The organism is Agromyces sp. Y182 (assembly GCF_059445385.1).
The window spans coordinates 473851-485952 of sequence record NZ_JCAIUF010000002.1 but is presented as its reverse complement, the minus strand read 5'-3'; the positions used below and the strand labels follow the sequence as shown (position 1 = coordinate 485952).

The window sequence follows — 12102 nt, the reverse complement described above, 5'->3', positions numbered from 1 at the left end:
GGGAATTTCTCGGCGTTATATGCGTTTGCATAGGGGTGACCGAACGGTCGCCACGACATCGAACACGGGAGACTCCCAATATGACGACCACTGCCTCGACGATCGAGATCCCCGGATACCGCGCCGGCACCTGGAAGATCGACACCACGCACAGCGAGGTCGGCTTCAGCATCCGCCACATCATGATCAGCAAGGTCAGGGGGAAGTTCGACCGCTTCGACGCCACCTTCGTCACCGCTGAGAACCCGCTCGACTCGAGCGTCACCGCCTCTGCAGAGGTCGCCTCGGTCACCACGAACGAGCCGACCCGCGACGCGCACCTGCGCACCGGCGACTTCTTCGAGGCCGAGACCCACCCGACCATCGACTTCGTCTCGACCGGCGTGCGCGTCGAGAAGGGCGACTTCAAGGTCGACGGCGATCTCACCATCCGCGGCATCACGAAGCCCGTCACCTTCGACTTCGAGTTCGGCGGCTTCGGCGGCGACCCTTACGGCAACTACAAGGGCGGCGCGACGGCGAAGACCGTGATCAACCGTGAAGGCTTCGGCCTCATGTACAACGCGGCGCTCGAGACCGGCGGCGTGCTGCTCGGCGACCAGGTCACGATCACGCTCGAGCTGCAGGCCTCGCTCGACCAGTAGTCGTCGTGTTCGGTGAAGGGCGGTCGTGCACATGTACGACCGCCCTTTCCTGTTTCAGCTCGTGAGCGCGGTGACCTCGCCGAGGTTCTGCCCCCAGAAGCGGGCCCACTCGCGAAGTCGCGGCGTGAACCGCGCAGTGTCGAGTTCGCCATCGAAGCCATCGAGCGTGACGGATGTCGTGCGCGCCCGTTTGACCGGGCGCCAGAGGCCGACCACCCGGCCGTTCTGCACGAGCGTCGGCTGGAACACTCCGTTCGAACCGGGCACGACGCGACCCGCGTGTGCCGGGTCGCACACCGGATCGCGGTCGGTGTAACCGATGAAGTACTCGTCGAACGCGGCGAGCACGAATCGACCGCCCGCGCGAGACGTTGCGAGCGGTGCGACGGCTCGAGCGGCATCGCCGGTCGCCGCCGGTACCGGTACCGCTGCCTCGTGCGAGCCGGATTCGGCAACGACGAATCGCTCGTCGTCGAAGGCGACGACCGCTTCGCCCGCGTCGGCGCGAGCTGCACGGGCATCGGTGAGGGTGAGCCCGGCCCACCACGCGAAATCGCGCACCGTGGCCGGGCCATGGCCGGCGATGTACGAGACGAAGAGCCGTTCGAGGGTCTCGTCGCGACCCAACGCCGGCGCCGCACGGGGCGACCATTCGTCGAGGAGCACGAACCGCTGCCCACGCCCCTCGATGGGGCCGCAGCACAGCACTGCATCTTGAGCGAGCCACCAGATCAGGTGGTAGCCGCGCTGGCGCGTCGTCTCGATGCCGGCGGCCTGCCACGCGGCCTGCAGTTCGTCGCGTGAGAGCGACCGACCGCCCTCGAGCAACCGCTCGGCCACTCGCCGCGCGGTTGCATACGCCTCGGCGTCGAGGCCGAGCTCGCGGTGCCTCGCGGTGGCGCGCTGGAGAATTCGCGGCCCGGTGATTGCGAGGATGTCGCGCAGCGATTCGGCCGGCACGAGGTGGAGGGTGCCGCGCATCGGCCAGGAGCGGAGCACCTCGCGCGACTCGATCGCCGCGTCGATGTCGGCGGCGACCGCGCCCTTCACGCGCGCACCGAGAACCCACTTCGAGGCGGCGAAATCCTGCGCCTGCACGGCGCCGAGTCGCCGCACCGCCTCAGCGACCGAGGGCAGCCCCCGGGCGAGGCCGTGGGATTCGAGTCGGGCAGCGCGAACGCGGGCGTCGCTGGCGAGATTCGGCATGGTTCCGAGTCTGGCGGATGCCTGAGACATCCGGTCGCAGACCCTGTATGGCTGCTGTCCGGACACCCGAGCGGGATAGACTGGGAGGCTGTGCCGCTCGGCACGCCAACCCACCCCTGTTCCTTCGGAGGAATCCCGTGCTCGCCGTCCATGATCTCGAGATCCGCATCGGTGCGCGCGTGCTGATGGAGCACGTCGACTTCCGCGTCTCCGACGGTGACAAGATCGGCCTCGTCGGCCGGAACGGCGCCGGCAAGACCACCCTCACGAAGACCCTCGCCGGCGAGACGGTGCCTACCGCGGGCCGCATCGACCGCGGCGGGGAGATCGGCTACCTGCCGCAGGATCCGCGCTCCGGAGACCCCGAGATGCTCGCCCGCACCCGCATCCTCGATGCGCGTGGGCTCGGGCAGATCGCGCTCGGCATGCACGAGGCCTCCCTGAGCATGGGCGACTCCGACCCGGCGGTCGCCGAACGTGCCATGAAGAAGTACGGCAACCTCACCGACCGTTTCAATGCGCTCGGAGGGTACGCCGCTGAAGCCGAAGCCGCGTCGATCGCATCGAACCTGAACCTGCCCGACCGCATCCTCGACCAGCCGCTGAAGACGCTCTCGGGTGGCCAACGACGCCGCATCGAGCTCGCCCGCATCCTCTTCTCCGACGCCGAGACGATGATCCTCGACGAACCGACGAACCACCTCGACGCCGACTCCGTGGTCTGGCTTCGCGAGTTCCTGAGGGGCTACCGCGGCGGCGTCATCGTCATCTCGCACGACGTCGTGCTCATCGGCGAGATCGTCAACCGCGTCTTCTACCTCGACGCCAACCGCTCGGCGATCGACATCTACAACATGGGCTGGAAGCACTACCAGCGTCAGCGCGCCGCCGACGAGGAACGTCGCAAGAAGGAGCGGATGAACGCCGAGAAGAAGGCCGGCGTTCTGCAACTGCAGGCCGCCAAGTTCGGTGCGAAGGCGTCGAAGGCGGCGGCGGCGCACCAGATGGTCGCCCGTGCCGAGAAGCTCCTCGCCGGCCTCGACGAGGTGCGCGCCGTCGACCGCGTGGCCAAGCTGCGTTTCCCGACTCCGGCGCCCTGCGGTCGCACGCCCATCACCGCATCAGACCTCTCGAAGAGCTACGGCTCGCTCGAGATCTTCACCGCCGTCGACCTCGCGATCGACCGCGGGTCGAAGGTCGTCATCATCGGCCTGAACGGCGCAGGCAAGACGACCCTGCTCCGCATCCTCGCGGGCGTCGACGAGCCCGACACCGGTGTCGTCGAAGCCGGCCACGGGCTGCGCGTCGGCTATTACGCGCAAGAGCACGAGACCATCGACGTGAAGCGTTCGGTGCTGCAGAACATGGTCAGCGCCTCACCGAACCTCACCGAGACCGAGGCGCGAAAGGTGCTCGGCTCGTTCCTCTTCACAGGCGACGACGTGCACAAACCCGCCGGAGTGCTCTCGGGCGGTGAGAAGACCCGGCTCGCGCTCGCGATGATCGTCGTCTCCGGTGCGAACGTGCTGCTGCTCGACGAGCCGACGAACAACCTCGACCCGGCGAGCCGCGCCGAGATCCTCGACGCACTCGCGCACTACGAGGGCTCTGTCGTGCTCGTCTCGCACGACCCGGGCGCGGTCGAGGCGCTGAACCCCGAGCGGGTGCTCATCATGCCCGACGGCACCGAAGACCACTGGAGCCGCGAGTACCAAGAGCTCATCGAGCTGGCCTGAGCTACCGACGATCGAGCACGCCGTCTTCCAGGTCGGCATCGGCGTCTCGTTTCGGTTGCTTCGGCTCGCGGCGCGGTCGCGTGGCATCCAATGAACCGGATGCCTCGGCGATGCCCTTTCGCTCCTGGTTCGCCGCCCAGCCGAGCCCGATGAACGCCAGCAGCGCGAAGACGAACCACTGCAGGGCATACGAGAGGTGCGGCCCCTCGTCGCGCTCGGGCCGGGCCGCAGCGAGCGGGGGCTCGTCGGCGTCGGCCCCCGACTGCACGAGCACGCCGTAGGCCGCCGTGAAGGCCGGCTCGCCGACGCGTTCGGCGAGCTCGGCGAGGTCGATGGTCGCGAACTCGTTGCCGGTCGAAGTACGCCCGGAGATGCGACCCTCACTGGCCTTGAGCCGAGCCTCGACGTCGACCTCTCCGGCCGGTGGCGCCGGCACCTCGCTCGGCCGCCCCTCGGAGTTCTGGGCGATCCAGCCCCGATCGACCATGAACACGGTGCCGTCGTCGAGCCGGAAGGGTGTGATCACCTGGAACCCCGAGCTGCCCTGGAACGGGCGGTTGCGCACCACGACTTCTTCATCGGGGAGATACTCACCCGACAGCGAGACGACCTGCCAGCGCTGGTCGATCTCGAACGCCCCCGGATCGGGGAGCGCCTCGGCCACCGGCAACGGTTCGGCGTCGTAGTTCGCGTCGATGCGGGCGACCTCGGCGAGCGCCTCGGCGCGCCGATTCAGTTGCCATGTGCCGAGCGCCGAGCAGACGATCGCGAAGATGATCGTGAGCAGGAGGTAGCCCGCCCAACGGCGGTGGAGGAGGAAACGCCACTCGTTCATCGACGGTCCTCTTTCGCGGTATCCGGTCGCTCGTCGCTCGACGCGTCGAAGGCGGCGACCGAGACGGGGAACGACCGCGCCTCGAGGAAGCCGCGGAGGTACTCGACGTGTTCGTCGCAGGCGAGCCAGGTCTTGCCGCGGTCGCCGGTGTGGATGCGCGGATTGCGCCAGTCGACGCGCCAGGTCGCGGGCTCCGGGCATTCCGCGCGCGAGCAGACCCCTTGGTCGGGCGACGCGCCCAGGCCACCGATCATGCGGCACCACGCTCGTCGTCGTGGGCGTCGTTCGCGGCCTCGGCCGGCGAATCGGTCGGGGCGGGCGGCGGGGGAGTGAGCGGCACAATGGTGCCGGGGCGGAGCACCTCGGATTGCGCGGGCGACGTGCCGACGTTGGCGAGGACCACGGCGAAGTACGGCAGGAAGATCGCCCCCGCGGCGCACACGGCGAGCCACCAGCCATCGACGAAGAGCATGGCGACGATGCACAGCATGCGAATCGACATCGCGATCGAATACTTGATCATGCGCGACCGGCGCTCCGCCTCGGGCGACAGCGGCAGCGAGGTGATCGACGGCTGCTTCATGGTGGTGGCCGGGGTCTGCGGCGCTCCTCTGTATTCAAGCCTACGTCCGTCTGAGGGCGGCGGATGCCCCGATTCCACGAGCCCCTAAGCTGGAACGGGTCGATCGGCCCGATACCCAGAAGGAGATTCACGCATGACGACGAGCCGCACTGTTCTCGTGACCGGGGGCAACCGCGGGATCGGCTTCGCCATCGCCCGCGAGTTCATCGCGCAGGGGCACCGCGTGGCCGTCACGGCGCGCTCGGGCGAGGGCCCCGAGGGCTCGCTCACCGTGCGGGCCGACGTCACCGACGCGGCATCCGTCGACCGTGCCTTCACCGAAGTTGAGGCCGAGCTCGGCCCCGTCCAGGTCGTCGTCGCGAACGCGGGAATCACGCGCGACACGCTGGTGCTGCGCATGAGCGAAGAAGACTTCACGAGCGTCGTCGACACCAACCTCACTGGAGCGTTCCGCGTCGTCAAGCGTGCTTCGAAGGGCATGCTGAAGGCGCGCTTCGGCCGCATCGTGCTCATCTCGAGCGTTGTCGGGCTCTCCGGCTCCGCCGGCCAGGTCAACTACTCGGCGTCGAAGGCGGGGCTCGTGGGCATGGCCCGCTCGCTCACCCGTGAACTCGGGGCACGGGGCATCACGGCGAACGTCGTCGCGCCCGGCTTCATCGAGACCGACATGACCGACGAGCTGCCCGAGACGCAGCAGGCGGAGTACAAGAAGCGCATCCCGCTCGCCCGTTTCGCCTTGCCCGACGAGATTGCGAAGGTCGTCGCCTGGGTCGCAAGCGACGACGCCGGGTACATCTCGGGCGCCGTCATCCCCGTCGACGGTGGTCTCGGCATGGGGCATTAGGTTCCCACCCGACACCGGTGTCGCACGTCGGCGAATGCCGCCCGGGCCGTGCATTCTGCGGCCGCCCCACTCGGCAGACGCGGCGAGTGTCATTGACCTATCGCCGTGTCGCGGGTCAGACTGGGGCCACTCGGGTCGAAGTTCGACTTCGATGCAGGTTCAGTTCGGGGGAACGATGAATCATGCAATGAGTCCCCTTCTGGGTCTGTAGCGCGAGCATGGACGAGGGGGAGCCATGTCGGAATCAGAGGCACAAGTCGGTCGGCCGCAGCCGGGCCGCGGATGGATCTGGATCGTCGTCGGGCTCTCGGTCGTCCTCGGCCTGATCGCGGGGTTCCTGGGCGGCATGCTCGGGCAGAATCTTGCCGCAGCGCCCGCACCTTCCGGAGCGCCTGAATCCTCGGCATCCGCAGCCGTCGCCGATGGCGGCGTCTGCGATGCGTCGCAGGTCTCCGACGACGTGCTCCCCGCCGTAGTGACCATCTCGGCGAGCAACGGTTCCGAGGGCGGTGTGGGATCCGGCGAGATCATCAGCGACGACGGGTACATCGTCACCAACAACCACGTGATCGCGGTCGCCGCGAACGGCGGCGAGATCGCCGTGTTGTACAGCAGCGGCGAATCCGCTCCGGCGACACTCGTCGGTCGCGACCCCCGCGCCGACATCGCCGTGCTCAAGGTCGACCACCCTTCCGCGTTGCCGACGATCGAAGTCGGGAGTTCGGCCGACGTCGTGGTCGGGCAGCCGGTCGTGGCACTCGGAGCTCCGCTCGGGCTTTCGGGGTCGGTGACCGCCGGTATCGTCAGCGCCCTGGGACGTGAGGTGACGGTGCCGAGCGACGGCGACCAGACGACGATCCTCACCGGAGCGATCCAGACGGATGCCGCGATCAACCCGGGCAACTCCGGAGGACCGCTCGTCGATTGCGATGGCCGGCTCATCGGCATCAACACCGCGATCGCCACGGTGCCGACCTCTTCGGGAGAATCCGGCGGGGGCAGTGTGGGTATCGGCTTCGCGGTGCCCGTCGACCGAGCCATGTCGATCGTCGAGCAACTCATCGAGACCGGGAGAGCTAGCTATCCGTACTTCGGAGTCTCGGTCGTCGCGATTCCGGCGAACGCCGCCGCGGACTTCGGTGTGGATGCCGGCCTCTACGTCGCCTCGGTCATCGAAGGTGGCCCCGCCGCCGAGGCGGGAATCCAGACCGGTGACATCATCCTCACCGTCGACGGCGAACCGGCGACCAGTCCCGACACATTGACCGCGATCACCCTCGAAGCTCAAGTGGGCGACGAAGTCGAGATCGGCTACCTTCGCGACGGGACGACGTCGACCACGACCGTGACGCTCCAAGAAGCGCCGCAGAGCTGACCACCGTGGATGCCATCTGGGTCGTTGCGGGCATCCTCGTCTTGGGCTTGACGCTCCTCGACGTCTTCCTCACCGCGCTCAACTACGATGAGGCCGGCTTCCTCGCGGGGCGGCTCGCGGGCTGGCAGTGGGCGCTGATCCGGCGCGGTACTCGGCGGTTGTCGCGCCGATGGCGGCCGGTCGTGCTCCGACAGGTCACCGGGCTGCAGATCACGACCACCGTGCTCACGTGGCTCGCCGGTGTGATCATCGGCTACGGTCTGATCTACCTGGGTCAGATGAGCGGCCAGCAGTTCCAGTACGACGGAGTCAACGGCGACCTGTTCGGTGCGCTCTACTTCAGCGCCGCGCAACTCGCGACCGTCGGCACATCCCAATTGTCGCCGAACACCGATGTGCTCAGAGCGCTCTCGGTCCTCGAGACGCTCACAGGCGTCGTGCTGGTGTCGATGATCCTCACCTTCCTGCTGGGCATCTACTCGGTGATCAGCGACCTCCGCGCGCTCTCGTCGCAGTTCTTCAGCGGCGGGAGGGGGGTCGGAGAACCGATCGCGAGCCTCGTCCCCTATTTTCCGGAGGGCCAGTCACGCGGTCTCGATTCGCACCTGCAGAGCGTCGCGGACTCGTTCGGTTCCTACACCGATGGTGTGCGGTTGCACCATGCCGCCTACTACTTCCAGAGCGGCCGCGACACCTTCTCGCTGCCGTACTCGATCCGCATGCTCGCGGGCGTCATCGGAGCACTGCGATGGGGGTTGCCGAGTGGCCACCCCGTCACACAGGAACCGACGCTGCTGCCGCTGTCGCAGCAGTTCGACAGCTTTCGTCGATACCTGCAACCCCTGTTGAAGTGGGAAAGCCCCGACGTGCCGGAGACCGTCGAGCGCGACGAGTTCCGGCGCATGGTCGAGACGGATGCGAAGCGACGCAACGGCGGTAACCGCCGACAGCACCAAGCGGAGATCGAACCCTGGGTGGAGCGATTCATCCAGATGAATCTCGACATGGCCGATCTCGTGCACGAACCCGCGCTGACCGACCTCGGTGAGGCCTACGACCGCTACGTCGAGTGGCTTCCGTTCGCGTATCGTTCGCAGCAGTTCAGCGCGGCGGTCACCCACGACCTCGACTATCAGCCCATCTATTCGGAGACGGACGATGCTGAGCCCGCATCGGTGCTCGTGCCGGCCCCGGTCGCGCGCGCGCGACCGGGGCAGAGCGCGTTCCGCGCGTTCTTCTCACGTCGACTGACACTCATCGATCCCGGCAACATCCGGCTCTTCCAAGCCATCCGTGCGTTGGCCGCCGCGATCGTGACCATCGGCGTGATCGTGGCCGTATTCACTGCTCTGGGGCTGACCGTGATGCCGGCGGCGATCTTCGGCGGCTTCATTGGGATGTACGCCGGCAACTCCGGCGGATCGTCTCATGGCGTCGCACGGTTGCGCGCGCTCTTGGCCATCGTGCCCGTGCTGATCGCGGTCGTGCTCAGCGCTGTCGTTCCACACGGTTCAGTGGGAGCAGTGGCGGTGATGGTGGTCCTGGCGCTCATCGGCGTCGGTGCCTCGCGCTTCGGTCCAGCAGTGAGTGGCCTCGGGCAGCTGCTGTTCATCGTGTACTACTTCACACTGCTCATGCGCCTGCAACCGGCGGAGTCCGTGCTCTTCGCCGCCGCCGGGGTCATGGGCGTCGTCGTCGCGACGATCATCAGCCTGCTCGCGAGCCGCACGGGCCAGCGGAAGGCGCTGCTCGCCGGGGTCAGAGCATTCGAGCTTCGGTTGGTGGGGATGGTCGAACCGCTCATCGACACGGTGTCCTCCGCTCGCTGGGAGCCGGATCTGATCCGGCGCGTCCGCTCGGAGTTGACGCAGACGCACCGGACGGCGGCATTCCTCACCGGCAGGCTCAGCGGCGTGGACGGGACCGTCGGTCTGTCGCAAGAGCAAGCCGATGCGCTGAGGATGCGGGTGTTCGACGCGGAGCTCGCGGTCGTCAACGTGTCGGAGGCGGCGAAATCCGCGACCGGCTCGCGCATCCCAATCGAGGTCCGTGCGCGACTGGCCGAGGACCTGGAGGCATTTCAAGCTCACGTTCGCGCGTATCCGGCGACACCGGGCTGGGCGACCGACACCGCGACCGACTCCGTGAAGACGTCGGACGACGGTTCGACCGCGAATGGGACCACCGTGCTGCAGGATGCACCGACACGATGGCCGGAGGAGGCACGACGGCTCGTCGGCGCGATCGCCGAATTGCAACGCGCAGCCGACGCCGTGCACACCCCGCAGAGCGCGGATCTCGTGCTCACCGGGCCGGAACCCGAGCTCCCCACGGCGGAAGCCGACCCGGAGTCGCGGAACGCGGAAGACTCGGGGTCGGGCGACGATACCGGAGTATCGGACTCGGCCGGTGAGGCGGCGCTCACCGCCACGGCCACGAGCGGCGGGGGCGGAAGTGGCGGCGAGTTCCGCCGTGCGATCCAGGCCGGGCTCTCGACCGGTCTCGCCCTGCTCGTCGGATCGACCATCTCGACGAGCTACCAGTACTGGGCTGCGATGCCGGCATATCAGACACTCGGCGGCACCGACGGCGAGACGTACGCGAAGGGAGCTCGCCGGATTCTCGGGACCATCCTCGGTGCAGCCGTCGGATTCGGGATCGCGATCAGCACCGATGGCAACCCGTTCGTCGTGCTGCCGGCGCTCGCGCTGTGCGTGTTCGCCATGGTCTACTTCAGGGCCGCCTCGTCGCCGCTGACGAGCTTCTGGCAGACGATGATGTTCGCGCAACTCTACGAATTCCTCGGCAGGCTCGACACGGAGACGATCGAGATCAGAGTGGTCGAGACCGTGATCGGCGCCGTGATCGCGCTCCTCGTCGCGGCGCTCGTGCTTCCGACGCATACGAGGACCCGGCTCGACCAGGACTCGATCCGTCTCGTGCAGTCCGTGCAGGAGGTCACGGACCTCTCCATGCATCGCCTGCGTGGGGGAGCTGAAGCTCGAGGCATCACCGCCGAGAAGCTGCAACGAGCGGTGATAGCGATGAACGAACAGCTCAGTGGTGTCCAAAAGACCGCCGCACCGCTCCGACACAGTTCAGGGTCTCTCGATCCTCGGGGCATCGAGGCGCGACTGACCGGCTACTGGGCGTTGCTCTACTACACGCGCCATCTCGTGACGGCCACGCTGCGCAAGGGGAGCGGAAAAGCGCCGGTGCCCGCCGAGCAGTGGGAGCAATGCGAGGCCACGACCGACGACAACTTCGCCGCACTGGTGACCTTGCTCGAGGAGCGTGCTCCCCGGGGTGTCGAGTTGAACCTCGGATTCGCCGACTTCGACGATGGGGAACTGGACGAGTCGACCGAGCAGGCGATTCATTCGCTCGAGCGCATCAACGAAACCATCTCGCTGCTCGTCGGCGACAACCAGACCGAGCCACCACGACGGACCGGGTTCATGCACCGAGGGACGCGCTGACGCATACCCATCGCGATGAGGTCCACGCAAGGGGGTGGCGGCGTCATGCGCGACGGCGTATGGTCACGCTTGTGTGAACCGGCCTGGGGGGCCAGGCCGAAACCGGCAGAGAACGCCGAAACCGGCAGAGAACACTGGGGGGCACCATGAATCTCACTCCGCGCGAAATCGACAAACTGTACGTGTACCAGGTCGCGGACCTGGCGAAGAAGCGGCGTGATCGGGGCACCAAGCTCAATCTGAGCGAAGCGCAGGCGCTCATCACCGAAGCGATCCTCGAGGGCGCTCGCGATGGCAGGTCGGTGGCCGAATGCATGGAACTCGGCAAGACCATCGTCACCGAGAACGACTGCATGTCCGGTGTCCGTGAACGTCTTGCACTGCTGCAAGTCGAGGCGACATTCGTCGACGGAAGCAAACTGGTCTCCTGTCACGACCCGGTCGGCGCCTGACATGCTCCGACCGACCGACTCGCCTGCGACGTTGGTTCTGGTCGGCGGACACGAGAGTGCAGACGGTGCGGACATCGCCTTCATCGCGGAGGCTGTTCCGCGTGCTGTGATCACGGCCGCCGGGCGACCATTGCATCGCGTGATTTCGCGAGCCATCGCGGAGTCGGACGACGAGCTCGTCGTGCTCCCCATGACGTTCGGCCGAAATCCCGTGCTCGTGGCGGACACCGCGAAGACGTTGAACTGGCTGTCGAGCGGATCGAGCGGCAGGATAGCGCTCGCCGACGATTTCGGCACGCCCGACCACCTGACCGCGTGGCTCAGGACGGCGACGGCCCGCGTTCGCGGAGCAGCGCCGGGCGCGGCGATCCTCATCGTCGCCGCGGCATCCAATCCGTTCGACGACGCCGAACTCTTTCGAATCGCCCACCTCGTGCGAACCCACGGAGCAGGCAACGAGGTGGAGGTCGGCATCGTGCGCGACGAGGGCGACCTGGTGGAATCGGTGCGCCGGCTTCGCCGTCTCGGGTTCGATGACATCGTCGTCGTGCCTGCCGACTTCCAACGCGAGAGCGACGCTGCGTACGGCGAGGGCGAACTCAGTGGAGTTCGTTTCCATGGACCGCTGATGACCGAACAGGCCGTGCTTCAGGTGGTTCGCGACCGACGCGATCACGCGCTCCGTCGACTCGATCAGGGGCAGAACGGCATCGACGTCGGCCTGCAAGCCGATCACGGGCACGGATACGCGCACTCGCACGCATTCGAGGAAGCCCAAGGGCGCCCGCACACCCACGGCGGTGCCCTCCATTCTCACGGTGGCGCACCGCACTCGCACGGTGGCCATTCACATCACGATGCCGGGAATGACGATCACCCCGTGAACGGCGGGCACGAACATTCACACGGCACTCTCGTCCACGAACACTGACCGGGAAGAAGGACGCA

Annotated in this window: 11 protein-coding genes; 7 read left to right on the top strand and 4 right to left on the bottom strand. The window is 67.4% G+C overall.

Annotated elements, in window-relative coordinates:
• Positions 1-80 precede the first annotated feature (80 nt).
• Positions 81-644: a YceI family protein gene (locus tag AC1C2R_RS16840; RefSeq protein ID WP_495380696.1), complete on the top strand. Its 564-nt coding sequence runs from the start codon at positions 81-83 to the stop codon at positions 642-644.
• 54 nt (positions 645-698) lie between these two features.
• Here the strand turns inward: AC1C2R_RS16840 and AC1C2R_RS16835 are convergent, their stop codons facing one another.
• The gene (locus AC1C2R_RS16835) at positions 699-1850 is read right to left on the bottom strand and encodes a winged helix DNA-binding domain-containing protein (protein ID WP_495380695.1); all 1152 of its coding nucleotides are present in this window, start codon (positions 1848-1850) and stop codon (positions 699-701) included.
• A gap of 137 nt (positions 1851-1987) precedes the next feature.
• Between AC1C2R_RS16835 and AC1C2R_RS16830 the strand changes: the two genes are divergently transcribed.
• Complete coding sequence (locus tag AC1C2R_RS16830) at positions 1988-3586, top strand: ABC-F family ATP-binding cassette domain-containing protein (protein WP_495353947.1); 1599 nt, start codon at positions 1988-1990, stop codon at positions 3584-3586.
• Position 3587: 1 nt separating this feature from the next.
• Here the strand turns inward: AC1C2R_RS16830 and AC1C2R_RS16825 are convergent, their stop codons facing one another.
• Genes AC1C2R_RS16825 through AC1C2R_RS16815 form a run of 3 tightly spaced genes read right to left on the bottom strand, consistent with a single transcriptional unit; the run spans position 3588 to position 5004 of the window.
• Positions 3588-4421, bottom strand: a complete 834-nt coding sequence (locus AC1C2R_RS16825) for an SURF1 family cytochrome oxidase biogenesis protein (RefSeq protein ID WP_495380694.1) — start codon at positions 4419-4421, stop codon at positions 3588-3590.
• A complete protein-coding gene (locus AC1C2R_RS16820) occupies positions 4418-4675 on the bottom strand; it encodes a hypothetical protein (RefSeq protein ID WP_495380693.1) in 258 nt (85 codons plus the stop codon). The genes AC1C2R_RS16825 and AC1C2R_RS16820 overlap by 4 nt, the downstream gene beginning before the upstream one ends.
• On the bottom strand, positions 4672-5004 hold the full coding sequence (locus tag AC1C2R_RS16815) for a DUF3099 domain-containing protein (RefSeq protein WP_495380692.1): 333 nt from the start codon (positions 5002-5004) through the stop codon (positions 4672-4674). Before AC1C2R_RS16815 ends, AC1C2R_RS16820 begins: the two co-directional genes overlap by 4 nt.
• A 133-nt stretch (positions 5005-5137) precedes the next feature.
• Here AC1C2R_RS16815 and AC1C2R_RS16810 point away from each other — a divergent pair, with 133 nt between their 5' ends.
• The 5 genes from AC1C2R_RS16810 to AC1C2R_RS16790 all read left to right on the top strand — a co-directional run bounded on the left by AC1C2R_RS16810 (position 5138) and on the right by AC1C2R_RS16790 (position 12085).
• Positions 5138-5848: a beta-ketoacyl-ACP reductase gene (locus AC1C2R_RS16810; protein ID WP_495380691.1), complete on the top strand. Its 711-nt coding sequence runs from the start codon at positions 5138-5140 to the stop codon at positions 5846-5848.
• A 235-nt stretch (positions 5849-6083) separates the two neighbouring features.
• Complete coding sequence (locus tag AC1C2R_RS16805; RefSeq protein ID WP_495380690.1) at positions 6084-7223, top strand: S1C family serine protease; 1140 nt, start codon at positions 6084-6086, stop codon at positions 7221-7223.
• Between the two features lie 5 nt (positions 7224-7228).
• Complete coding sequence (locus AC1C2R_RS16800) at positions 7229-10702, top strand: FUSC family protein (RefSeq protein WP_495380689.1); 3474 nt, start codon at positions 7229-7231, stop codon at positions 10700-10702.
• A 146-nt stretch (positions 10703-10848) separates the two neighbouring features.
• Entirely contained in the window at positions 10849-11154 is a 306-nt protein-coding gene (locus AC1C2R_RS16795) for an urease subunit gamma (protein WP_495353954.1), read from the top strand.
• Between the two features lies 1 nt (position 11155).
• Positions 11156-12085 (top strand): sirohydrochlorin chelatase family protein, encoded by a 930-nt coding sequence (locus AC1C2R_RS16790; protein ID WP_495380688.1) that lies wholly within the window; start codon positions 11156-11158, stop codon positions 12083-12085.
• The last annotated feature ends 17 nt before the right edge of the window (positions 12086-12102 follow it).

What these genes read in the sequence shown, in the direction of transcription:
- AC1C2R_RS16840 (WP_495380696.1), top strand. Translation starts at nt 81, where the DNA reads ATGACGACCACTGCCTCGACGATCGAGATCCCCGGATACCGCGCCGGC.
- AC1C2R_RS16835 (WP_495380695.1), bottom strand. Translation starts at nt 1,850, where the DNA reads ATGCCGAATCTCGCCAGCGACGCCCGCGTTCGCGCTGCCCGACTCGAA.
- AC1C2R_RS16825 (WP_495380694.1), bottom strand. Translation starts at nt 4,421, where the DNA reads ATGAACGAGTGGCGTTTCCTCCTCCACCGCCGTTGGGCGGGCTACCTC.
- AC1C2R_RS16820 (WP_495380693.1), bottom strand. Translation starts at nt 4,675, where the DNA reads ATGATCGGTGGCCTGGGCGCGTCGCCCGACCAAGGGGTCTGCTCGCGC.
- AC1C2R_RS16815 (WP_495380692.1), bottom strand. Translation starts at nt 5,004, where the DNA reads ATGAAGCAGCCGTCGATCACCTCGCTGCCGCTGTCGCCCGAGGCGGAG.
- AC1C2R_RS16810 (WP_495380691.1), top strand. Translation starts at nt 5,138, where the DNA reads ATGACGACGAGCCGCACTGTTCTCGTGACCGGGGGCAACCGCGGGATC.
- AC1C2R_RS16805 (WP_495380690.1), top strand. Translation starts at nt 6,084, where the DNA reads ATGTCGGAATCAGAGGCACAAGTCGGTCGGCCGCAGCCGGGCCGCGGA.
- AC1C2R_RS16795 (WP_495353954.1), top strand. Translation starts at nt 10,849, where the DNA reads ATGAATCTCACTCCGCGCGAAATCGACAAACTGTACGTGTACCAGGTC.
- AC1C2R_RS16790 (WP_495380688.1), top strand. Translation starts at nt 11,156, where the DNA reads ATGCTCCGACCGACCGACTCGCCTGCGACGTTGGTTCTGGTCGGCGGA.